Here is a 22,455-nt window from a genome sequence, read left to right as displayed (position 1 = left end):
CACGCAAGCGGCTGAAAGCTAAGCCTGCTTAGCCCCGGATGGCGGCGTAAACGCCTTATCCGGGCTACCGGTCTCATGTAGCCCCGGTAAGCGTAGCGCCACCGGGGAGCCATTCCCGGGCCGCGGCAGGTCCCTCCCCGGATGGCGGCGTAAACGCCTTATCCGGGCTACCATTCCCACGTAGCCCCGGTAAGCGTAGCGCAAGCCATGGAGGGAGACCGAAGAAGACTATGTGCGGTTGGCGAAAATCTCTGCCAGCCCGCTGCGCCGCTCGGTACGGGCGACGATGGACTGGGTAAGCACCTGCTCATCGGCATAAATCGAGAGCCGCTGTTTTGCCCGCGTGATTGCGGTGTATACCAGCTCGCGGGTGACCAGCGGGACGATTTTGGCGGGCAGAATCAACGCCGCATGGTCGAACTCCGACCCCTGCGATTTATGCACCGTCATCGCCCACGCGGTGTCGTGCTCCGGCAAACGACTTGGCTGCACCGACTTAATGCTGCCATCCGGCATCGGGAACCAGACGCGCAGCCCCTCTCCCCGCTCCAGCGCAATACCGATATCGCCGTTAAACAGCCCCAGCGCGCTGTCGTTGCGCGAAATCATCACCGGACGCCCTTCATACCAGCGTGAATGCCTCGGCAGCGTTATCGCCCGCCGACGGTTAAGCATCTGCTCCAGCTGTTCATTCACCCCGCTGACGCCGTAAGGGCCGTCGCGCAGGGCGCACAGTAGCTGGAATTCACCAAAGGCGGCAATCAGCGCCTCCGGCTCGGCCCGCTCGCGCAGCAGCTGCAAATAGCGACCGTATCCCGCCTGCGACTGCATTAACATGGCTTCATACTCTTCAGTCGTACTCAGCGGATGCAGCGCAATATCCTCGTAGGCCTGGCGTAGCGTCACTCTGACGCCGTGGCGATCGCCATTGTTCACGGCGCGGGCGAGGCTACCGATGCCGGAATGACTGCCAAAACGATAGCTTTTTTGCAGCAGGCACAGGCTGTCGCGCAGCGCGCCGGCAACCTCACTTTCACCCGCCGGCACCGGGTGGCCGGTCAGCCTCTCCAGCTGCGCCGCACGTCCGGAGGTATAGCCGGCATTGACCCAGGCGCAAATATCCCCGAGCACCGCTCCGGCCTCCACCGACGCCAGCTGATCGCGGTCGCCGAGGAAAATAACCCGCCCGTGTTCCGGCAGGGCATCAATCAGCCGCGCCATCATCGGCAGGTCAATCATTGAAGCTTCATCCACCACCAGCACATCGAGGTGCAGCGGATTACCGGCGTGGTAGCGCATCCGTTGGCTACCGGGCTGAGCGCCCAGCAGACGATGCAACGTGCTGGCTTCGGTAGGCAACAGCGCCTTCTGCTCATCGGTTAGCGGCAGGCGACTCAGCGCCTCCCCCAACGATTCCGTCAATCGCGCCGCCGCTTTCCCGGTCGGCGCCGCCAGTCGGATGCGGCAGCGCGGTTGCCGGGTGGTCTGAATCAACGCCGCCAGCAGCCTGGCGACGGTGGTGGTTTTTCCGGTGCCGGGACCGCCGGAAATCACCGAAATACGGCGGGTCAACGCCACCGCGGCGGCGACCTTTTGCCAGTCTGTTTCATCGCTGGCGGGGAACAGCGCATCCAGCGTTTGGGCCAGCAGGGCCTCGTCAACGTCCACCACCTGGTTAGCGTCGTTGAAGAAGCGGGCGACGGTCAGCTCATTACGCCACATCCGGTTGAGGTAGAGCCGGTCGCCGCACAGGACGATCGGCGTCGGACGTTCGCCGCCGCTGACCGCCTCTGAGGCAAGCAGAAGCGCAGGCCAGTCATCGGGGAAGCCCGCCTGCGCCAGCAGCTGTTCTCGCAGTTCGCTGGTTTTACCGCTCAGGAACTCGTCCGTTTGCAGACGCGATACCGGCAGGCAAACGTGCCCTTCGCCGGCATCGCGGCTGAGTACCGCCGCCGCCAGTTTCACCGCCGGATGCGCCTCTTGCGCCACCATCAGGGCAAACTGCACATCTAACGGGCGCAGCAGGCGCTGACTGGCCGCTTCCAGCAACAGTTCATCCATTGTCATGACAGAACCTCCTGTAGGTCTCCGGCAAACAGCGCATCGAGACCGTCAACCAGCGGTTGCACGGGGCGAGTGGTGAAAATGCCCTGCTCGCCGCCCTGCCCGTCCATGCCGCGTAAAAAGAGATAAATCACGCCGCCGAAATGGCGTTCGTAGTCGTAATCCGCAATGCGGTGGCGCAGGTAGCGGTGCAGCGCCAGACTATAAAGCTGGTACTGCAGATCGTAGCGGTGAGTCCGCATCGCCTGCTCCATCGCCTGGCGGGTATAGGCCTCGCGGTCTTCCCCCAGCCAGTTCGATTTATAATCCAGCAGGTAATATCGGCCGTTATGACGGAAAACGAGGTCGATAAAGCCTTTCAACATTCCGCGGACCTGACGGAAGTCGAGAGGCGGGCAATCGACGGAGAGCGGATCGAAGCGGCGAATCAGCGCATCCAGCCGCTGCGGTTCCAGCGGCCGTTCGATCGGCAAATAGAAGGCCATTTCGACCTGCTTATCATTGGTGGAAAGCTGGTTCAGCGCAATCCCGGCGCCCGGCAACGGAGTCCGGAGCACGTCATCCAGCCATTGCGTCAGCACCGGCGTCCATTGCTCGCCTAAGCCGCCGGACTGCAGCTTTTCCGCCATCCAGTCAGCGGGGACCGGTTGGGTAAAATCGAGATCTTCAAACAGGCTGTGCAGGAATGTCCCCGGCGATGCGCCGCGCGGAAACTGATGCGACGTGAGCTGCGGTTCTGCGGCGACGTCACCGACGCCAGCGGCATCAACGTCAAGGCGCGGCAACAGATCCTGAGCCGCGCTCTGACCATGCTGCTGTAATCCGGAATAGCTGGTCACCCGCCAGTCATCGCTAACCTGACGTCCAAGGCTCCTGGCGGACAGCGGCGGCAGCGTCTCCTGCGGCGCCTGCCAGGGCGTAGCATCCGGGGCGGCGGGCATTTGCAGCGCGATATCCCCGCTGCAGAAGGTTTGCAAACACGCAGCCAGCCCGGCGGCATCCATGGCTTCGCCGCCTTGTAGCAGGCGCCCGAGCGCGCTGTGATGAAAATCGCTGGCGCCGGGTTTGTCGCTGCGTCGGCTGCTCAACGGAGCCACGCCGAGACTACAGTGCCAGACCGCGCGGGTCAGCGCGACGTACAGCAGACGTAAATCTTCCGCCAGGCGCTCCGCTTCCGCCAGCTCCAGGCTGCCCTCGTCCTGAGCAAGATCGAGCACCGCGGCAAACGAGTCGCGATCGTGATAAAACGCCTGATCCTGTTTGCGGAAACGAGCAATAAACGGCAGCCAGACCAACGGGTATTCCAGCCCCTTTGATTTGTGCACGGTGACGATTTGCACCAGATGCTTATCGCTTTCCAGGCGCATCTGCTGACTGGACGCATTGCTGTCCGGTTCGGCGATATGCTGCGTCAGCCAGCGCACCAGCGCATGTTCGCTTTCCAGCTGGCTGGCCGCCTCCTGCAGCAGTTCGCTGATATGCAGGATGTCGGTTAAACGGCGTTCACCGCCGACCGTCACCAGCAGGTTTTCCGCCATCTGCCGCGCGCTCATTAGCGCCCGCAGCATCGGCATCACCCCGCGCTGGCGCCAGATTTGCCGGTAGCCGCTGAACTCTTCCACCAGCGCATCCCACGCGCGCTCGTCCTGGTTGAGGTTTTCAATATCCAGCGCATTCAAGCCGAATATCGATGTTGCCAGCGCGCTGCGTAGCGTATTTTCTCGTTCGGGGGCCAGTACCGCCTGCAGTAGCCATAAAATCTCCTGCGCTTCCGGCGTGTCAAAAACGCTATCGCGGTTAGAGAGATACACCGACGGAATCGCCAGCCCCCGTAAGGCATCGCGGATCAGCGAGGCTTCCTGGCGGTTACGTACCAGAACCGTGATATCGGAGGCCTGAACCGAGCGGGCTTTCTCCCCCCGCCACAGCAGCGCGCGCCCCTGTTGACCGGCGCTTAGCCAGTCGCGAATTTGCGCCGCGCACAGCTGCGCCATATACGTCTGATAATCACCGGAGCCCACGGCCTCGCCCGGCATCAGCCAGATGTTCATTGCCGGAACCGCGTCGTTATCCACGGTAAAACGCAGCCCGTGGTTTTTCCCGGCCGCTTTAACCGGCAAGAAAGGGATCTCCCGGAACATAAAGGGGTTATCGCTCAGGCTGAACAGGCGATTAACGCTTTCAACCACCCCAGGAGCAGAACGCCAGTTGGTATCCAGCGTATAGTGGGCCGCCACATCGCCACGCGCTTTCATATAGGTGAAAATATCCGCGCCGCGGAAGGCATAGATGGCCTGTTTGGGGTCGCCGATAAGCAGCAACGCCGTCTCCGGCTGCTGACGCCAGATACGGCGGAAGATTCGGTACTGCTGCGGGTCGGTATCCTGAAATTCATCGATCATCGCTACCGGGAAACGCTGACGAATGGCGCTGGCCAGCGCTTCTCCGCTGTCGCCGCGCAGCGCGTCGTCGAGGCGACTGAGCATGTCATCAAAACCCAGCTCGCCGCGCCGACGCTTCTCCTTCGCGACCGCTTCGCGGATCTCCACCATCGCCCTGGCGATAACCAGATCCGTCAGCGTCAGCGGAGAAGCCAGCAGCTGTTCAACCGCGCTGAACAGCGGATGCAGCGGCGGCTCAGCGCCCGCTTTGGTTCGTTCATGTAAGAAGGGCTGCGAGAATTTCTCCAGCGCATCAGGAAGCTGATAGCCGAGCGTCTCTTCCTGCGCCCAGGCATTGATTTTCTCTATCCACTTTCCCTGGTTACCGCGATTGAACTTACGGCGGTCGAGGCCAGAGTTCTCCAGCACACCTTCAATCTCAGCGACCTGTTCCCGCCACTGTGTTTTCAGGGCGTTAATGCGCACAATGATTTGCTGATGGCGTTCGGCCAGCGTCTCTTCCGCCGCCGGTGGGGATTTGAGCTGCGGGGCTTCGCCCTGCAACCAGCGATCGAGGGATTTCAACAGATCGCGCGGTCCTTTCCACGCCTCATGAATGACGGCGGCAATCTCCCGCGGCAGCGGATAGCAATGTCGACGCCAGAAGTCGGCGCAGGCCTGATAGCGCAGCCGCGATTCATCTTCAATAAGCTGCTGCTCAAAGAGCATCCCGGACTCAAAGGCATTGAGGCTCAGCATCCGCTGACAAAAACCGTGGATGGTAAATACCGCCGCCTCGTCCATCTGGCGTTCCGCCAGCAGCAGCGTCTTCGCCGCCTGGCTCTTATCCGGAATTTCAGTCAGTAAAGTGCTATAGAGGGGATCGGTCGCGCTGTCGCGCAGGCAGGCAATGCGCAGCTCGTGAATATTGCTGCGAATACGGCCACGCAGTTCTTCGGTGGCCGCTTCGGTGAAGGTCACCACCAGCAGCTCTTCCACGCTGACCGCACGAGGAAAGGCGGATTCCCCGCCTAGCCCCAGCAGCAGCCGCAGGTACAGTGCGGCGATGGTAAATGTTTTTCCGGTGCCCGCAGAGGCTTCTATCAGGCGCTCGCCCGTCAAGGGCAAGCGCAGGGGATCCAAAGGCTCGGCGGTTTCGGTCATTCGTTCTCTCGCATCAGGGGTAAGGATTTCTGCAACGCGCTGACGCTTTCCCAGACTTTGCCACCTTCAGGGTGGACGTAATCGGTCTTGCCATTCTGGCTGCCGGAAATCTGGGACAGGATCGCCATGCCTTGCGGAACTACCACCGTCTGATGGAAGAAGTCGGCAAGTTTTTGCGGCGTCAGCAGTTTTATCTGAGCCACTACTTTATCACGTGAATCGAAGCGCATATTACCGCGATCGAAATCTTTGCTCAGCTGCGAGGCTTCGCCGCCCAGCGTTTGCGGCGCCTGAGTCATCTGGCTTATCACCGCCTGCTGGATTTGCGCAAACGCTGCCGGGCTCATCGCCCGCAGCTTAGCTTCCGCAGTCGGGAAGAATGCCTGGAAGCGCTGCCAGAGGAAAGCGGGCTGTTTATCGCTGCTTTGCAACAGGAAGCCCATCCCCCACTGGCGCCCGACGTTCATCGGGAAAGCAAAGACCGCGTAGCCAAGCTGCTCTTCGGTACGCAGCTGGTTATAGAACCACGGCTGAATAATCTGCCCGAGCAGGGAGCTGGCGGCGGAGCTGCTGTATTCATCCACGTTCGGCGGGGCGAAGACGGCGGCCAGCGCCGAATCGGTGCTGTTGCCGGGCTTTTCAAAAATCGCCAGCTGCTGACTGTTGATCAGCACGTCTTTGTTGCGACACCACTCATTGCCATCAGATCCCAGCTGCTGCTGAATCTGACGCGCCATGGCGGTGGACTGTTCGGCGGTGAGGTTGCCAATCACCAGCAGTTCCGGGCGCCCTTTCGCTTTCAGGTTGTCGCGATAGGCCAGTACCTCTTTCAGGCTAATTGACGGCAGCAGCGCCCGGCGTTCCTCGCGCTGGAAATAGGGTACCTGGGACAACATCTGAACCGGCATGATTGCCTGGTCGTAGGCTTTGCCTTTATCCGCAGAATCCATCATCTGCGCATACCAGGATTTGGCCTGCTCCAGCTGCTCTTCGGTCGGCGTATAGCTGAAATAGCCGTCCAGTAACGCGGTAAACAGCTGCGGCAGCCGCTGGGTGTAGCCATTGGCATTGACCATCAGGCCGTTATTGGCGCCGGTTGAGAAGGAGATGCCGCCCACCGCCGCCTGGTTGCTGAGCTGATCGAGAGCAATACCCGCCAGATAGTCGTTCAGCGCAAACATGACCTGGCTACGGGCGCTGTCCATGGCCTGCGGGTTACGCAGCACCAGCGAAACGTCAGCCTTTGGCTCGCTGGCGAAGTACTGACTGGGCGCATAGACCACCCGCAGCATCGGCTCATCCACGATCAGCTGCGGATGCGGGTAGGCTTTATCGCTTTTAATCAGCGTAAAATCGTCAGGGATATAAGGGTTCAACACCGGCAGCTTGAGGTCGATAGCGCTCGCCTTCTGCTGCCAGTCGTTAAAGGTTTGCGTGCTAATCTTGTCGACCTGATACGGCGCATTCACAAAGTAAGCGCTCTTGTTATGCGGCTCTTGCGGGCTGATATACCAGACGCGCGCATTTTGCGGCGTCATCATCGCCAGCCGGTCTTTAATCGCCTGCGGATCGTAGCGATCGGCAATGTTGACCACGTCCAGCGTATGCTCTACCGGGACGCGGATCATGGTATCTGCCAGCCATTCCACATAGTCCATATCGCGGTTGATCGACGGATAGCGGAAATCAAGCGCCAGAACATGAGATAGCCCATCGAAATAGCGTTTGTCGATGCCCTGGCTACGCAATAAGTTAAGGTAGCTGAAGATCGCCGCCGCCACTTCATCACGGTGCGCCAGCCCTTTGTCGGTCAGGGTCGCCGAAATCGCCAGTACGCCGCTGTTGCCGTTAACCGCCGGATCGGAATCCGCGCGAATCCCCTCGACCAGGCCTTGTTGCTGCAGCCAGTCAGATAAGGTTCCCGGGCTGCGGTTGCCGATCATGTAGGTCACCAGCTCGTCGGTTTTGCTGCGGAATTGCTCGCTGTTGTTATCAATACGGAATTCAACGCGCAGCACTTTGCGCGGCATTGCCGGGACGTAGTGAATGATGATGCCCTTTTGCGCATCGGTCACCACCGGGACGGTAATTTCCGGTTTACTGATATTGTGGTTTGGCACCCGACCATAGGTTTTCGCCGCGATGCTCGCCAGTTCCGGCAGCGGTTTGTTGCTGTAAATAACCGCCTTCATCAGGTTCGCCGAGTACCAGCTGTCGCGGAAAGCATGCAGGGCGTCGAGCACCGGTTTACCGGGCTTGTCGCTAAGCGTCTCGAGGTTACCGCCGGAAAAATGCGCAGCCGGGTGCGCCGGGTTAATGGTCTCGGCACTCACCTGCGCCATGCGCATCCCGTCACGGGTGCGCGCCATGGTCAACTCGGCGTTGACCGCGTTGCGCTCGCGATCGGCATATTTTTTATCCAGCAGCGGAGCGGCAATGGCATCCGCCAGACGATCGACCGCGCCGTCAAGAGCATCGTTTTCGACTTCAAGATAGAACGCGGTGCGATAAGGCGCAGTACTGGCATTATGGCTGCCGCCGTGCATTTTCAGAAATTCGGCGAGGCTGTCCGGCTGCGGATAATTTTGCGAGCCCATCAGCGTCATGTGCTCGAGAAAATGCGCCAGCCCCTGATGAGCGACGGGATCCTGCAGCGACCCCACGGGCACCACCAGCGCTGACAGCGATTTCACCGCCTGCGCATCGGAAACCAGCAGGACCACCATGCCATTATCCAGACGAATGGCCTGATACTGTCGGGGATCTTTTTCGCTTTTACGAATGGTTTCCTGAATCGGTTGCCATCCGGTATCTGCCTGACTTAACGGCGCCCAGAGGGCCGCCAGCACTAAAATAACCTTGAACCATACACTGCGGGGCATTCACGAACCTCATCATTAACAAACTTTGCGCTGACAGCATCAGCGTTATGCACATCAGTCCGTGATAGGTTGCGCATAATAATTGAACACCTTATTTTGCGCAATTTTTATACTATTACCAATTTATTCGGGCTGATGGAAACGAAATATCGGCAACAGGTAGCGCTGTGTTTGCGTAATAATTTCTTCATAGCAGGCCGGTTCAAGCGTGCGCCAGAGGCGCTGATACCAGACATCCGTCCCTTCGCCGCTGACCACCATATTGCCTTCATAGACCTGAAGAAATTTGCTACGCGCTTTTTGTTGCGTCTCTTCGTCCGTTAACATGACATCCTTTTCAGCGTCATAACAGACTTTTAGCCATGCACCGCCGCTTTCTGGCAGTAACAGCAGCGGTCTGGACATGCCTTGCAGGTAACCCTCTACCAGCTGATCAAGATAGGCTTTGGCCTGTTCCTGCGCCAGCGGCGGGAAACGCCATTCGCCCTCTTTGCGCACCAGCAGCCGGCTTTCACCGGTTCCGCCGCTAGCACAGTAGACAAGGTGTTCCAGCCAAAGTTGCATCCCCTGTGCGACGCTCAGCAGCGACGGCCGCCAGCGCAACAGGCCGTCAGATTGTACCTGCTGTAGCCACCCCGTAATGTTGACTCCGTTGCATTGCAGATCGATTTCCATGCTTTGCCCCGGCAGTCGGCTGGCAATGACCCGCTCCGCAAGGTTTTGCATCTCCTGACGCTGCGCCTCCCAGGCCAGCTCGCCAAAAGCGCCAAAGGGCAGCTCTCCCGCGGCGCGAAAGCGGCGATACATCGTCGACGCATCCTGTTGTTCAATCAGCGTATTCAGCAGCTGCTGGTTCAGGTGATAACGGCTAAGTCCTTCGAGGGTGAACGGCTCATCATCCGGAATCTCACTCTCTTCAGAGCGGAAGTTAACCCGCAGGCGCTGCTGGAAAAAGGCGCGCACCGGGTGCTGCCAGAATCGCAGCAGCTGTTCAAACGGTAGCGTTTCGATAGCCTGCGCCGGCAGCGGCTGGATAAAGTCGCTATGCGCCTCGCCCTGCTGGCTGGCGGCCGCCAGCCACTCCCGGGCGTAGCTCTGATATTCATCATCGCGGAAATTGGCCGCATCAAAAGGCATTCGCGTGTGCAGATGGGTGATATGGGCTTTGACGCGTCGCTCGCTGGCGTCACAATCCAGCGCCTCATCCCCGGCCAGGCAGTGGCTCTGGCCAATATAGTCCGCCAGTTCTTGCACCAGCACCGAAGGGTAGCGTTCGCTATTGTCCTGAATCGAGCGGCCAATGTAGCTGATATATAATGTCTGTTCGGCGGACATCAGCGCTTCCAGGAACAGATAGCGGTCATCATCGCGACGGCTGCGATCGCCGCGCTGCGGTTTCTGGCTCATTAAATCGAAGCCCAGCGGCGCCAGCGTCCGCGGATAAACGCCGTCGTTCATCCCCAGCAGACACACCACTTTGAACGGTATGGAGCGCATCGGCATCAGGGTGCAGATATTGATCGGCCCGGCGAGGAAACGCTGGCTGATACGCTGCTGGTCCAACCGCTGCGCCAGTTCATCGCGTAATAAAGACAGAGGGACGGTCTGCTCATATTGTGCCTGGGCGCCTTCACCAATCATCGCCTGCCACTGCTGTTCAATCAGCGCCAGCGCCGCTTCGGTATCGCCGTCAGGCAGGAAAAAGTCGTTGAGCAGTTCGCGACAAAGCGGCAGCCATTCCGCCAGCGGTCGTTCCTGCGCCAGCTTCCGCCGCCACAGGTTGAGCTGCATCAGCAACGAAGCCAGATTACCCACCAGCTCAGCGATCAGCCCGCTGGACTCATCGTACGGCAGGACCGACCGCCATTCGCCCTGGCTGCTGTCCATCGCATAGCCCAGCAGCATGCGCGTCAGGCCAAAGCGCCAGGTATGTTGCCCGGTGGCGGGCAGATCCAGTTCGCGCACATTATCGTCATCCATTCCCCAGCGCACGCCGGATTCATTAACCCACTGACGCAGATAGCGCAGCCCCTCTTCATCAATGTTAAAGCGCGCGGCGAGCACCGGGACATCCAGCAGGGCCAGCACATCTTCGCTGGCAAAGCGGCTGTCGGGCAGAGAAAGCAGCGTAATAAACGCCTGCAGAGCCGGATGCGATTCGGTGGCGCGCCGGTCGGAAATCGCCCACGGTAGCCAGCGCTCGCCGCTGGCGCTGCCGAATACCGCCTGAATGTAAGGGCTGTAGCTGTCGATATCCGCCACCATCACGATAATGTCGCGCGGCGTCAGTTCAGGGTTCTCTTCCAGCATCGCCAGCAGCCGGTCATGCAGCACCTCGACCTCACGCTGCGGGCTATGGCAGACATGAAGAGTCAGGCTACGATCGTCCAGAGCAAGCGAGCGTTTACTGTGGCTGTGGGCGAACTCTTCCGCGCTTCGCCCGGCCACTGCGGCATTACGCAGATCGAGAATATCCGCCTGTAAATTGTGCAGCAGATTATCGGGCGTAATATCGACAAAAGCATCCAGCTCTTCATAACGTTCCAGCCCGGCCAGCAGATAGATATAGTCGCGACCCAGCTTCCCCCATGAGGCGAGCAGCGGGTTACCGACGTCCTGTTCCCCTGCATCGTTAAACAACCCTGGCGCCTGCCCGCTATCGCGAAACAGCGGGAGTTCGCGCGGTTCACGATGATGGCGGCGCTGGCGCGACATCAGTTTCGCCAGAAAGGCCGGATCTTTAATATCGCCCCAGTAGTACCGACAGGGGTTGGTGAACAGCACATACACATCGACGTGCTTGCCCAACGCCTGCAGCGCCTGTAGATAAACCGGCGGCAGCGCCGAAATCCCGCAAATAAAGACGCGTGAAGGCAGCCCGGCCGGAGGCTCATCCGCCGCCTCCAGCGTGTTGATAAAACGCTGGTACAGATTGGCGCGGTGCCAGAGCGGCTGCCCCAGCGCGGCGGTATGTTCGACCAGCGCCTTCCATAGCGGCGCCTGCCACTGCTGGGCGTCGCCGAGGCCATCGACGCGTTCATCGGCCTCCCAGCGCATCAGCCATTCCGGGCGATAGACCAGATACTGGTCATAGAGGTCGGCGACCCGGGCTGCCAGTTGAAACAGTTTGCGCTTGTCGCTGTCGTCGCAGAGATAGTGGCGTAGCAGCGTAAAAGCCTCATCGTCAAGACGTTGCGGCAGCAGGGTCATCAGTTTCCAGCTCATGCTTTGCTTACTGAAGGCGCTTTCTCCGGGGATATCCGACAATACGCGGACAAACATGTCCCAGATAAAGCTCGCCGGGAGCGGGAAGTCGATGTTGGCGGCAATGCCAAACCGTTTTGCCAGCGTCATCTGTAGCCACTGCGCCATCCCGGTACTTTGCACCAGCACCATTTCCGGTTTGAAAGGGTCGTCCAGCCGCTGGCGCTCGACGATAAACTCCATCAACGCTTCAAGAACATCCAGACGGTTTGAGTGGTACACCCTTAACATATTCGCTCCTGACTACTGACTGACCGGGCAATGCAGCCGGGTCATCTGCACCCGTTTATCAACGGGCATGGTGATCGTTACCGTGATGCTGACACATCTGGCCGCCGATGTCTGCAAGCGGGTAACGGACCCGCCGGGGGGAATCTGCGGTGGGTTCATCTGGCCATAGCGCCATGCGTCTCGCCACAGCTGGCGATATTGATTCAACTGAATAAAACCCGTGGCCAGCCCACGCTGGTAGCCGCCAAGCGCGGTGACCACCATAACCAGTAAGGTCATCGCCAGCAGCGTTTCCGGCAGGCTAAAACCCTGCTCATTGTTCACGGCATCCGACACAGATTCGCCTCCGTTAGTGGACAAAAGTCGCTCCAGCCATGGGGAGAAAAGAGCACGACGCCCTCTTCAACCCGGCCGGATTGCCACAGCAAAATGCGACCGCCGCTGGCGATTAACAGGACCGATGCATCGTCAAAAATGCGCAGGCAGGCGCGCCAGCCCTCGGCAGCAGAGTAACGGCAGGCGTTGGCATCCTGTATCGTCCACGCCAGAGCTTTTCCCCACTGTAGCGCGGAGTGCGCGCCAGCCGTTTCGCGGATCGCCTGAGTTTCCCCCGCGGTTTGCGCCAGCAGAGAGCGCTGCTGCTGGTTCAGCCCTTGTAATAACATGCTGCCAAGCGCCAGCAGCAAAAGCACCATCAGCAACGAGGAGCCCCCACGCTGACGGCTCATAAGTTATACCCGGTCACGCGATATTCCGCCTGAGCCGAAATCCGGGGATCCGCCACCGCGTGCGCCGCCAGCATGACGATGAGCTCGGGAGCAAATCCGGCGATATCCTGGCGGGTAATCTGAAAATGGGTCACGTTGAGCGCACCGGGATTTGTCATTTTTTCCCATCCGCCATCGCTGCAACTGGTGGCGCCGCGTCGCGTTTCCAGCGCCCCGTTGTTCAAACGAAATCCTGTCGCCTCAGACATTGCTTCCGGCGTGGCATCCCACGCGCCGTTGCTATTACTGTCCCAACGGACGATCGCACAGTGCCCCCCACTGGCGATGAGCAACGGTTGTCCCACGCACTCCCCGGCGCAATAGCCCGCACGCTGCAGATGTTTCGCTACCGTATATACGCGCTGCCAGAGTTCGTTATCCAGCGACTGTTGCTGAGTCTGCCGCAGCGCCTGTCGCTGCAAAGCAGGCAAAAAACGCGCTGCGCCCATCAGTAAGATAGCGCTGATGGCCATCGAGATAAGCGTCTCGGCCAGCGAAAAACCTCGGGGAATTAAAGGCACGATGCGGTCTCCTCATTACGACACAGGCGAATTCGTCCCCAGTCCGACACGATAATATTCCAGCTCCCCCCCGCACTTTGCAGCCGGATATGGCCGGCCCAGGCGCTGTTACGCAGCCCGTAAAAACCTAATCCCGGCGTGATATGGCTGAGCGCCACTTCCGGCCAGCGTGGGTGCAGCGTAAACGGCGTTGCTGTCGCACACTCCGCAAGTGTCTCCTCGGCGCTCAGACACCAGCCGCCGCCGCGTTGCCCCACCTTCACCAGCCGGTTGCGGTTATGCCAGTTTGCGTCGTCGCGTAGCAGCACCAGATAGTCGCGCACCTGGTTGGCGGTTTGCCATAAACGCTGTTGCTGCTGCCAGCTCTGCCAGCTGTAGACTCCGCCGGCGCTGAGGATGAATATCAGCGCCAGCGCGATCAGCGTTTCAATAAGGGTATAGCCGCGTTGTCTGTTCATCCCGCGAGTATGGGGAAAAGGCAGCGCGAAGACGACGGACAAAATAGCGTTTCGCGAGGCGTGCCGAAGCCAGGCGTCAGCCTTGCAGATGGTTGCAGAAAATCAGGGAGCGTGGTTGCGCAGGTAAAAAAAACCGGCGCCTCAGGCACCGGTTTTTAGCTTTCTATGGCATCCTGTGCCGGACGAATTAAATCGCCACCGGCGCTTTAATTCCCGGATGCGGGTCGTAACCTTCGATATCGAAATCTTCAAAGCGGTAATCGAAAATCGACGCCGGTTTGCGTTTGATGACCAGCTTCGGCAGCGGACGCGGTTCGCGGCTCAGCTGCAGATCCGTCTGTGCAAGGTGGTTGCTGTAGAGATGAGTATCCCCACCGGTCCAGACAAAATCACCGACTTCCAGATCGCACTGCTGGGCGACCATGTGCACCAGCAGCGCATAGCTGGCGATGTTAAACGGCAGGCCGAGGAACACATCGCAGGAGCGCTGATAGAGCTGACAGGAGAGTTTACCGTCCGCGACGTAGAACTGGAAAAACGCATGGCACGGCGCCAGCGCCATTTTATCCAGCTCGCCCACGTTCCACGCAGAAACGATGATGCGACGTGAATCCGGGTCGTTTTTCAGCTGTTCCATCACGGTGCTGATCTGGTCGATATGGCGGCCGTCCGGCGCAGGCCAGGAACGCCACTGTTTGCCGTAAACCGGCCCCAGATCGCCATTTTCATCTGCCCACTCGTCCCAGATAGTGACATTGTTTTCATGCAGATACGCGATGTTGGTGTCACCCTGGAGGAACCACAGCAGTTCATGGATGATGGAGCGTAAATGACAGCGCTTGGTCGTCACCAGCGGGAAGCCTTCCTGCAGGTTAAAACGCATCTGATGGCCGAAAATGGAGATCGTGCCGGTACCGGTGCGGTCATTTTTTTGCGTGCCCTCGGCGAGCACTTTCTGCATCAAATCAAGATACTGTTTCATGGTTCCTCAAGAAGTTTGTTGCTGCGGACGACGACGGTACGCCCAGACCATCATAATGATACCCGCAAGCACCATTGGGATCGAAAGAATCTGCCCCATGCTGATGTACTGTACCCATTCGCCGGTGAACTGCTGGTCTGGCTGGCGGAAGAATTCCACGATAATGCGGAACAGGCCGTAGCCAATCAGGAACAGACCGGATACCGACCCGGTCGGGCGCGGTTTGCGGATAAACAGGTTCAGGATCAGGAACAGGACGACCCCTTCCAGCGCCAGTTCGTATAGCTGCGAAGCGTGACGCGGCAGTGCGCCGTAGGTATCGAACAGCGATTGCCATTGCGGATGAGACGGCAGCAACGCCAGATCTTCTGCGCGCGAGCCGGGGAAAATCATCGAATAATGGAAGCTCGGATCGACGCGTCCCCACAGTTCACCGTTGATAAAGTTGCCCAGACGCCCCGCCCCGAGGCCAAAGGGGATCAGCGGCGCGATAAAATCGGAGACCTGGAAGAAAGTGCGTTTGGTGCGTTTGGCAAAAATGATCATCACGAGGATGACGCCAATCAGACCACCGTGGAACGACATGCCGCCGTCCCAGACGCGGAACAGATACAGCGGGTCCTGCAGGAAAACCGGCAGATTATAGAACAGGACGTAGCCGATACGGCCACCGAGGAAAACGCCAAGGAACCCGGCATACAGCAGATTTTCAACTTCGTTTTTGCTCCAGCCGCTGCCCGGACGGTTGGCCCGACGGGTGGCTAGCCACATCGCAAAAACAAACCCGACCAGGTACATCAAACCGTACCAGTGGAGGGAGACCGGCCCAACGGAAAATATCACCGGATCAAAATCCGGGAAATGCAGGTAGCCACTATTCATCTGTCACCATAAAGACTTGTTATTCCGCCGAAAGTGGACAGCGGTAATCATACACGCCCGACCAATACGGGTGCTCCAAGGGGGCGAATAATAGCATAAGGTTAATTCGCTGGCCGTGCCGTTGTTGTAAAAGATATGTATATGAATGCTAACAGCGCACGGCAGTTTTCCAAAGGCGGCACCGATCGTCTCTCCGGGCTACCTGAGTGCGCCATTCTTTTGCCGGGTGGCGCTAAGCTTACCCGGCCTACCGCTCTCTGACGGCTACCGGCCGCCGCGGATCAAGCCGCCCAGGCCGCGTCGCTCCATGAAAGCCGCCACCTGATGACGAACTTCCGTGGCCATCTGCGCCTCAAGGCTCCGGCGCGACAGCTCCTGAGCTTCTGCAATATCGATACGCCGCAGCAGGTATTTAACCCTTGCCACCGAGCGACCGTTCATCGACAAATGGCGATAGCCAAGGCCAATCAGGATAGTCACGCACATCGGATCGCCCGCCATTTCACCGCACAGCCGCAGGTCGATGCCGAAGCGTTCGGCGTCATGCGCAATCATCGCCAGCGCCCGCAGTACCGCGGGATGCAGGCTGTCATACATGCTGGCAACCCGGGTGTTGTTACGATCGACGGCGAGGATATACTGAGTCAGGTCATTGGTCCCAACCGAAATAAAGTCCACGCGGCTGGCGAGGTTCGGCAGCATAAAGACCATCGAAGGCACTTCCAGCATCACGCCAAGACGCGGGCGAGGAATGGCGTAGCCAATCATCTCTTCGACTTCACGGCTGGCGCGATCGATCAGGCGACGCGCTTCATCCACTTCGTCAAGGCTGGTCACCATTGGCAGCAAAATACTCAGATTGCCGGTCGCCGCATTGGCACGCAGCATGGCGCGTACCTGGATGAGAAAAATTTCCGGCTGATCGAGGGTAATACGGATCCCGCGCCAGCCGAGGCACGGGTTCTCTTCGCTGATCGGCATGTACGGCAGCTGCTTATCGGCGCCGATATCCAGCGTACGCAGGGTCACGGGCTTTTCATTAAACATCTGCAGCATGCCCTGATACTGGGCGACCTGCTCCTCTTCCGACGGGAAACCGCTTTGCAGCATAAACGGAATTTCCGTACGGTACAGACCGATGCCGTCGATAAAATTGCCCAGTTTTTCTTCATGTTCCAGGCTCAGGCCAGCGTTCAGCATGACCTTCACCCGCTCGCCGCTTTTCAGCTCGGAAGTGTGTTCCAGATCGTCTTCCGCCAGCCGGCTGAGTTCATTCTCTTCGCTGACCAGGCGCTGGTATTCCTGCAGCAGCGCCGGTTCCGGGTCGACCAGCAGTTCGCCGCGGTAGCCATCCACCACCAGCATGTGGCCGTGGAGTAGCGAAGGCTGGATATCCGCCCCCATAACCGTCGGGATCCCCAGCGCCCGCACCATGATGGCGGCGTGGGAGTTCGCGGCGCCATCGCGGACGACGACGCCCGCCAGCCTGTCCTGCGGAACTTCCGCCAGCGTCGTGGCCGACAGCTCGTCCGCCACCAGCACAATACGCGCCGGCCAGGTATTGGGGCCCTGAATGGAATCGTCGAGGTGGAAAAGCAGGCGCTGGCCGAGAGTACGTAGATCGCCAGCCCGCTCTTTCAGATAACCGTCGCTCAGGGCGGCAAACTGTTCGGCGAATTTCTCGATGATCTTTTTCACCGCCCATTCTGCCACCGCGCCTTTGTCGACCTCCGCAAAGAGCTCGCGGCGCAGACGCGCGTCGGAAAGCAGGTGCGAATAGAGATCGAAGATCGCCGACGTCTCTTTTTGCGCCCCGGCGGCATAGCGCTTGCTGTAGCGACGAAACTCGCTCGCCGCTTCTTCCAGCGCGCCGGTCAGGCGTTCGCGTTCGGAAGCCGTATCCAGCGTCGAGGCTTCGTACACCTGCTCCATGAGCGGCAGACTGATGTCCATCCAGCCTTCGGCAATCGCCACCCCGGAGGAGGCGGGCAGCGCGCGAATACGCGTCTGTCGATACTGGCCAAACAGCGCGGTCAGCTGAGACTGGGAAAGAATGGCGGCCATTTGCGTCGCAAGGGTGACGAGAAACGACTCTTCGCTTTCGTCAAACTGACGCAGCTCACGCTGCTGCACCACCAGCACCCCAAGCAGCTGACGCCGCTGGATAATCGGCACGCCAAGAAACGCGCGGAAGCGATCCTCTTTAACGGCCGGAATGTATTTAAAGCTGGGGTGTTTTTGCGCATCGGCAAGGTTGATAGGCTCGGCAAGGCGCCCGACCAGGCCAACGAGGCCTTCGTCAAACGCGAGCGCAACGGTACGCCCGCGAGGTTTTTTCAGCCCGCGAGTGGCCATCAGGTAATAACATCGTCGATCGTGATCGGCCAGGTAAACCGAACAAACTTCCGTTTCCATCGCAATGCAGATATCGGTGACCAGGATATCCAGCGCCTCGTTTAAACGCGGCGCACTCGCGACCTTCTCGACGATTTCTCGTAACCGAGTGAGCATAATATGCGTGGCTTAACCTCTTTTACGTCGATAAGCAGGCGCGCTTTGCGGTTTAGGTGCACTTTCCGCCAGCGACATGGTCATGCTGGCAAACTCTTTCATCACCCGGCGGTACACGTCGCGCTTAAACGACACCACCTGACGAACCGGGTACCAGTAACTTACCCAGCGCCAACCATCAAACTCAGGCGTACTACTGGTTTGCATATTGATTTCCGCATCGCTGCCGATCAACTGCAGGAGAAACCACTTCTGTTTCTGGCCGATACAAACCGGCTTTGTGTCCCAACGCACCAAACGTTTAGGCAACTTGTAACGCAGCCAGTTACGGGTTGAGGCCAGGATTCGCACATCTTTACGACTTAACCCCACCTCTTCGAACAATTCCCGATACATGGCCTGCTCGGCTGATTCACCTGGATTAATGCCCCCTTGCGGGAACTGCCACGAGTGCTGACCATAGCGCCTGGCCCACATCACCTGGCCCTGGCGATTACAGATTACAATACCGACATTTGGGCGGTAGCCATCGTCATCAATCACCGGACTACCTCAAAATAATCTTCAATGTGAACGATTGTTTCACACTCGCTGTGAACGGTAAACCACTCTGTTGCCACTGTGCCGCCGAATAACATTTGAATAACTCACAGTAATCAGCAGAGTTATAAACAACGAAAGCGATCGCGACCCCATTTTATTCACTTTTTCTGTGGATAGAGTTGTGAAGAAGTATGGAATTACCCAGGGAAAACCCGGAGTAGTCCGAATCGCCTACGAATCATATCATTTAATAATGGCATTACATTCATTATGTTAGCACATATACCTTTCAATAATTACAGTTAAACGTGATGATCATCACACATGTGATCCTGGAACTGATGAAAGATCGAGCAATGACGATTTTATCCACAGATTATCCGAGTCCACTGGGCACATTTTGTCTAAAAATTCGATTTTCGTCGCACGTCAAGGCTGTAAATGGAAACAGTAGTGCCACTTTTCCCCAGTTATCCCATTTTTCTGTGGATAACATGGTGTAAGATCCTGTTCATTGCCAGTGACCAGTTCTGGAAAACCCGCTTTCACTGTTTTCACAACGACAAAAAAATGAAAAAAAATCCATACGAATCATCAAATTGTCATAGTTACCCAGAAAAAGGTAAACTCTATCCACAATGCGCTGAATTAGCGTTCACTTTTTAACCAGAGGTTTTACCGTATGCCCGCCATCGCGCCGCTAGCATCTCCACCGCACACCCAGCAGCAGCTCCTGACCCAGGCGCAGGGGTTAGCGGGCTACTCGCTGGGCGAACTGGCGGCGCTGGCGGGGATTGCCATTCCACGCGATTTAAAACGCGATAAAGGATGGATCGGTATTCTGCTGGAGATCTGGCTGGGCGCCAGCGCCGGCAGTAAACCCGAGCAGGATTTCGCCGCGCTGGGCGTCGAGCTGAAGACCATACCTGTCGATAGCCAGGGTCGTCCGCTGGAAACCACCTTTGTTTGCGTCGCCCCGCTTACCGGTAACAGCGGCGTGACCTGGGAGAGCAGCCACGTGCGCCATAAGCTTAAACGCGTCCTGTGGATACCGGTGGAAGGGGATCGCGCCATTCCGCTGGCGGAACGCCGCGTCGGCGCCCCGCTGCTGTGGAGCCCCAATGAAGAAGAGGATCGCCAGCTGCGAATGGACTGGGAGGAACTGATGGATCTGATCGTGCTCGGTCAGGTGGAACGCATCACCGCTCGTCATGGCGAGGTGCTGCAGCTGCGCCCGAAGGCCGCCAACAGCAAAGCGTTAACCGAGGCGATTGGCGCCCGCGGTGAGCCGATTCTCACGCTGCCACGCGGCTTCTACCTGAAGAAGAATTTCACCGCCGCCCTGCTGGCCCGTCATTTTCTCCTCGACCACGATTAATTTTTTGTTCTGCCTGCCAGCTTGCATATAATTGCGACTTTCTTTTTTGCAGGACTTTGAACAATGTTATTTGCATGGATAACCGATCCCAACGCCTGGCTGGCGCTCGGTACGCTGACGCTGCTGGAGATAGTGCTGGGGATCGATAATATTATTTTTCTCTCTCTGGTTGTTGCCAAACTGCCTACCGCCCAGCGTGCTCACGCAAGACGTATCGGGTTGATGGGCGCGATGCTGATGCGTCTGGGGCTGCTGGCCTCTATCGCCTGGGTCGTTAAGCTCACCCATCCGCTGTTTACCGTTTTCGACCACGCGATCTCGTTTCGTGATTTGATCTTACTGCTCGGCGGTCTGTTCCTTATCTGGAAGGCGAGTAAAGAGATCCACGAGTCGATCGAGGGCGAAGAGGAAGGGCTAAAAACCAATGTCCATTCATTTATGGGCGCCATCGTGCAGATCATGGTACTGGATATCATTTTCAGCCTCGACTCGGTGATCACCGCGGTTGGGCTGTCGGATCATCTGTTCATCATGATGGCCGCGGTGGTCATTGCCGTCGGCGTAATGATGTTCGCCGCCCGACCGATTGGCGACTTTGTCGACCGTCATCCGTCGGTAAAAATGCTGGCCCTGTCATTTCTGATTCTGGTCGGCTTTACCCTGATGCTGGAAAGCTTCGAAATACATATTCCGAAAGGCTACATCTACTTCGCGATGTTCTTTTCGATTGCCGTCGAAAGCCTTAACCTGCTGCGTAATAAAAAAAATCCTCTGTAACCCACAGAAATGCAGCCCAAACCCTGGGCTGCAAAATTTTTTAAGACTTTCCTGCTTTTTATGTCTCACAAATCAGGCTATTAATACACTGGTGCGGGGTACGACCATTCAAGAGGTAATGACGATGAAAAAATGGGCAGTATTGATTTCAGCCGTAGGACTGACGTTCTCGGTTTCCGGTTGCAGCAGCGATTACGTGATGGCGACAAAAGACGGACGCATGATCCTGACCGATGGTAAGCCAGCCGTTGATGATGATACCGGCCTCATCAGTTACGAAGATCAGCAGGGCAATAAAATGCAGATCAACCGCGACGATGTTTCGCAGATTATTAAACGTTAAGACTTTTCGTCGGCCAGCCGCCTGCCAGCACCTGCCTGGTGAGGCCGCCTTCCCCGACAGCGGACCCTCTTAATAAAGAGTCGGGATCCTCTGAACCCTCCGCGGCATCGCGTCTTCGGATTCTGAAACCCCGGCTTTTTTGATTTTTTTACTTCCTCTTTTTCTCCCCCTCTGCCATTTTGATACTCCTTTGTCGGGGAACTCCTGACCTTGTTAATAAAAAAGGAAGCCGGCTATGCAGTATCACCGTATCCCACACAGTTCTCTTGAAATCAGCACGCTCGGGCTGGGCACTATGACTTTTGGTGAGCAGAATAGCGAGGCCGACGCGCACCAACAGCTCGACTACGCAGTCAGCCAGGGCATTAACCTGATTGATGTCGCTGAGATGTATCCTGTCCCCCCGCGCCCGGAAACCCAGGGGCTGACGGAAACGTACGTCGGCAACTGGCTGGCGAAACGCGGCAATCGCGAAAAGCTGGTTATCGCCTCTAAAGTCAGCGGCCCCGCGCGTAACAACGACAGCAGCATTCGCCCCAACCATGCGCTGGATCGTAAAAACATCCGTGACGCGCTGCACGACAGCCTCAAGCGTCTGCAAACCGATTATCTCGACCTCTACCAGGTTCACTGGCCGCAGCGCCCGACCAACTGCTTCGGCAAACTGGGCTATACCTGGACCGACTCCGCGCCGGTCGTCACCCTGCTGGATACCCTGGAAGCGCTCACCGAATTCCAGCGCGCCGGTAAAATCCGCTATATCGGTGTCTCCAACGAAACGGCCTTTGGCGTGATGCGCTACCTGCACCTGGCGGATAAACACGACCTGCCGCGCATCGTCACCATCCAGAATCCCTACAGCCTGCTGAACCGTAGCTACGAAGTGGGTCTGGCGGAAGTCAGCCAGTATGAAGGCGTTGAGCTGCTGGCCTACTCCTGCCTGGCATTTGGCACCCTGACCGGCAAGTATCTTCATGGCGCAAAACCGGCCGGCGCGCGCAATACGCTCTTCAGCCGCTTCACGCGCTATAGCAGCGAACAGTCGCAGAAAGCGGTGGCGGCCTATGTCGATATCGCCAGACGCCATAACCTCGACCCGGCGCAGATGGCGCTGGCCTTTGTCCGTCGTCAGCCGTTTGTCGCCAGCACCCTGCTGGGCGCCACCACGCTGGAGCAGCTTAAAACCAACGTTGAGAGCCTGCATCTTGAGCTGAGTGAAGAGGTGTTAGCGGAAATTGAAGCGGTGCACCAGGTCTATACCTACCCGGCACCGTAAGACCGTAACCCCGGGTCGCGGCGTAAACGCC

Annotated in this window: 16 protein-coding genes and 1 pseudogene; 5 read left to right on the top strand and 12 right to left on the bottom strand. The window is 58.2% G+C overall.

The window, feature by feature from the left end; genetic code table 11:
• Positions 1-228: 228 nt before the first annotated feature.
• The 12 genes from recD to rppH all read right to left on the bottom strand — a co-directional run bounded on the left by recD (position 229) and on the right by rppH (position 18,650).
• Positions 229-2,067, bottom strand: a complete 1,839-nt coding sequence (gene recD / locus Electrica_RS04370) for an exodeoxyribonuclease V subunit alpha (RefSeq protein WP_141963610.1) — start codon at positions 2,065-2,067, stop codon at positions 229-231.
• Positions 2,064-5,609: an exodeoxyribonuclease V subunit beta gene (gene recB, locus Electrica_RS04365; RefSeq protein ID WP_141963608.1), complete on the bottom strand. Its 3,546-nt coding sequence runs from the start codon at positions 5,607-5,609 to the stop codon at positions 2,064-2,066. Before recB ends, recD begins: the two co-directional genes overlap by 4 nt.
• Positions 5,606-8,491 carry a pitrilysin gene (ptrA, locus tag Electrica_RS04360; protein WP_141963606.1) on the bottom strand — a complete coding sequence of 962 codons (2,886 nt, stop codon included), beginning with the start codon at positions 8,489-8,491 and terminating at the stop codon, positions 5,606-5,608. Before ptrA ends, recB begins: the two co-directional genes overlap by 4 nt.
• A gap of 123 nt (positions 8,492-8,614) precedes the next feature.
• On the bottom strand, positions 8,615-11,986 hold the full coding sequence (gene recC, locus Electrica_RS04355) for an exodeoxyribonuclease V subunit gamma (RefSeq protein ID WP_141963603.1): 3,372 nt from the start codon (positions 11,984-11,986) through the stop codon (positions 8,615-8,617).
• A gap of 12 nt (positions 11,987-11,998) precedes the next feature.
• Positions 11,999-12,265: a prepilin-type N-terminal cleavage/methylation domain-containing protein gene (locus Electrica_RS04350; protein WP_255493289.1), complete on the bottom strand. Its 267-nt coding sequence runs from the start codon at positions 12,263-12,265 to the stop codon at positions 11,999-12,001.
• A gap of 41 nt (positions 12,266-12,306) precedes the next feature.
• A complete protein-coding gene (locus tag Electrica_RS04345; protein ID WP_141963601.1) occupies positions 12,307-12,714 on the bottom strand; it encodes a DUF2509 family protein in 408 nt (135 codons plus the stop codon).
• Positions 12,711-13,274 (bottom strand): prepilin peptidase-dependent protein, encoded by a 564-nt coding sequence (locus Electrica_RS04340; protein ID WP_131048665.1) that lies wholly within the window; start codon positions 13,272-13,274, stop codon positions 12,711-12,713. The genes Electrica_RS04345 and Electrica_RS04340 overlap by 4 nt, the downstream gene beginning before the upstream one ends.
• Complete coding sequence (locus Electrica_RS04335) at positions 13,265-13,732, bottom strand: prepilin peptidase-dependent protein (RefSeq protein WP_131048664.1); 468 nt, start codon at positions 13,730-13,732, stop codon at positions 13,265-13,267. The genes Electrica_RS04340 and Electrica_RS04335 overlap by 10 nt, the downstream gene beginning before the upstream one ends.
• 187 nt (positions 13,733-13,919) lie before the next feature.
• The gene (thyA, locus tag Electrica_RS04330; RefSeq protein ID WP_141963599.1) at positions 13,920-14,714 is read right to left on the bottom strand and encodes a thymidylate synthase; all 795 of its coding nucleotides are present in this window, start codon (positions 14,712-14,714) and stop codon (positions 13,920-13,922) included.
• Positions 14,715-14,720: 6 nt separating this feature from the next.
• Entirely contained in the window at positions 14,721-15,596 is an 876-nt protein-coding gene (gene lgt, locus Electrica_RS04325; protein WP_100686115.1) for a prolipoprotein diacylglyceryl transferase, read from the bottom strand.
• 264 nt (positions 15,597-15,860) lie between these two features.
• A complete protein-coding gene (ptsP, locus tag Electrica_RS04320) occupies positions 15,861-18,107 on the bottom strand; it encodes a phosphoenolpyruvate--protein phosphotransferase (protein ID WP_100686116.1) in 2,247 nt (748 codons plus the stop codon).
• A 12-nt stretch (positions 18,108-18,119) separates the two neighbouring features.
• Positions 18,120-18,650 carry an RNA pyrophosphohydrolase gene (gene rppH, locus Electrica_RS04315; RefSeq protein ID WP_100686117.1) on the bottom strand — a complete coding sequence of 177 codons (531 nt, stop codon included), beginning with the start codon at positions 18,648-18,650 and terminating at the stop codon, positions 18,120-18,122.
• A gap of 441 nt (positions 18,651-19,091) precedes the next feature.
• Between rppH and Electrica_RS28760 the strand changes: the two are divergent.
• From Electrica_RS28760 to Electrica_RS04285, 5 genes and pseudogenes are all read left to right on the top strand, one after another.
• A pseudogene (locus Electrica_RS28760) lies at positions 19,092-19,244 on the top strand (hypothetical protein); the annotation flags it as partial.
• An 88-nt stretch (positions 19,245-19,332) separates the two neighbouring features.
• Entirely contained in the window at positions 19,333-20,028 is a 696-nt protein-coding gene (gene mutH / locus Electrica_RS04300; protein WP_141963597.1) for a DNA mismatch repair endonuclease MutH, read from the top strand.
• A gap of 63 nt (positions 20,029-20,091) precedes the next feature.
• Positions 20,092-20,805, top strand: a complete 714-nt coding sequence (locus Electrica_RS04295; protein WP_100686121.1) for a TerC family protein — start codon at positions 20,092-20,094, stop codon at positions 20,803-20,805.
• A gap of 124 nt (positions 20,806-20,929) precedes the next feature.
• Positions 20,930-21,148 carry a YgdI/YgdR family lipoprotein gene (locus tag Electrica_RS04290; protein WP_131048659.1) on the top strand — a complete coding sequence of 73 codons (219 nt, stop codon included), beginning with the start codon at positions 20,930-20,932 and terminating at the stop codon, positions 21,146-21,148.
• 235 nt (positions 21,149-21,383) lie between these two features.
• Positions 21,384-22,424 carry an NADP(H)-dependent aldo-keto reductase gene (locus Electrica_RS04285; protein WP_131048658.1) on the top strand — a complete coding sequence of 347 codons (1,041 nt, stop codon included), beginning with the start codon at positions 21,384-21,386 and terminating at the stop codon, positions 22,422-22,424.
• Positions 22,425-22,455 lie beyond the last annotated feature (31 nt).

This window comes from Klebsiella electrica (assembly GCF_006711645.1).
Taxonomy (GTDB): domain Bacteria; phylum Pseudomonadota; class Gammaproteobacteria; order Enterobacterales; family Enterobacteriaceae; genus Klebsiella; species Klebsiella electrica.
The sequence above is the reverse complement of the archived record's forward strand: the minus strand, read 5'-3'. Positions and strand labels throughout refer to the sequence as shown.

Coding starts and splice junctions, on each gene's coding strand:
- Electrica_RS04345 (WP_141963601.1), bottom strand. CDS start 12,714: ATGAGCCGTCAGCGTGGGGGCTCCTCGTTGCTGATGGTGCTTTTGCTG.
- lgt (WP_100686115.1), bottom strand. CDS start 15,596: ATGAATAGTGGCTACCTGCATTTCCCGGATTTTGATCCGGTGATATTT.
- Electrica_RS04335 (WP_131048664.1), bottom strand. CDS start 13,732: ATGAACAGACAACGCGGCTATACCCTTATTGAAACGCTGATCGCGCTG.
- ptrA (WP_141963606.1), bottom strand. CDS start 8,491: ATGCCCCGCAGTGTATGGTTCAAGGTTATTTTAGTGCTGGCGGCCCTC.
- recC (WP_141963603.1), bottom strand. CDS start 11,986: ATGTTAAGGGTGTACCACTCAAACCGTCTGGATGTTCTTGAAGCGTTG.
- Electrica_RS04285 (WP_131048658.1), top strand. CDS start 21,384: ATGCAGTATCACCGTATCCCACACAGTTCTCTTGAAATCAGCACGCTC.
- mutH (WP_141963597.1), top strand. CDS start 19,333: ATGCCCGCCATCGCGCCGCTAGCATCTCCACCGCACACCCAGCAGCAG.
- Electrica_RS04350 (WP_255493289.1), bottom strand. CDS start 12,265: ATGACCTTACTGGTTATGGTGGTCACCGCGCTTGGCGGCTACCAGCGT.
- ptsP (WP_100686116.1), bottom strand. CDS start 18,107: ATGCTCACTCGGTTACGAGAAATCGTCGAGAAGGTCGCGAGTGCGCCG.
- recB (WP_141963608.1), bottom strand. CDS start 5,609: ATGACCGAAACCGCCGAGCCTTTGGATCCCCTGCGCTTGCCCTTGACG.
- thyA (WP_141963599.1), bottom strand. CDS start 14,714: ATGAAACAGTATCTTGATTTGATGCAGAAAGTGCTCGCCGAGGGCACG.
- Electrica_RS04290 (WP_131048659.1), top strand. CDS start 20,930: ATGAAAAAATGGGCAGTATTGATTTCAGCCGTAGGACTGACGTTCTCG.
- Electrica_RS04295 (WP_100686121.1), top strand. CDS start 20,092: ATGTTATTTGCATGGATAACCGATCCCAACGCCTGGCTGGCGCTCGGT.
- recD (WP_141963610.1), bottom strand. CDS start 2,067: ATGACAATGGATGAACTGTTGCTGGAAGCGGCCAGTCAGCGCCTGCTG.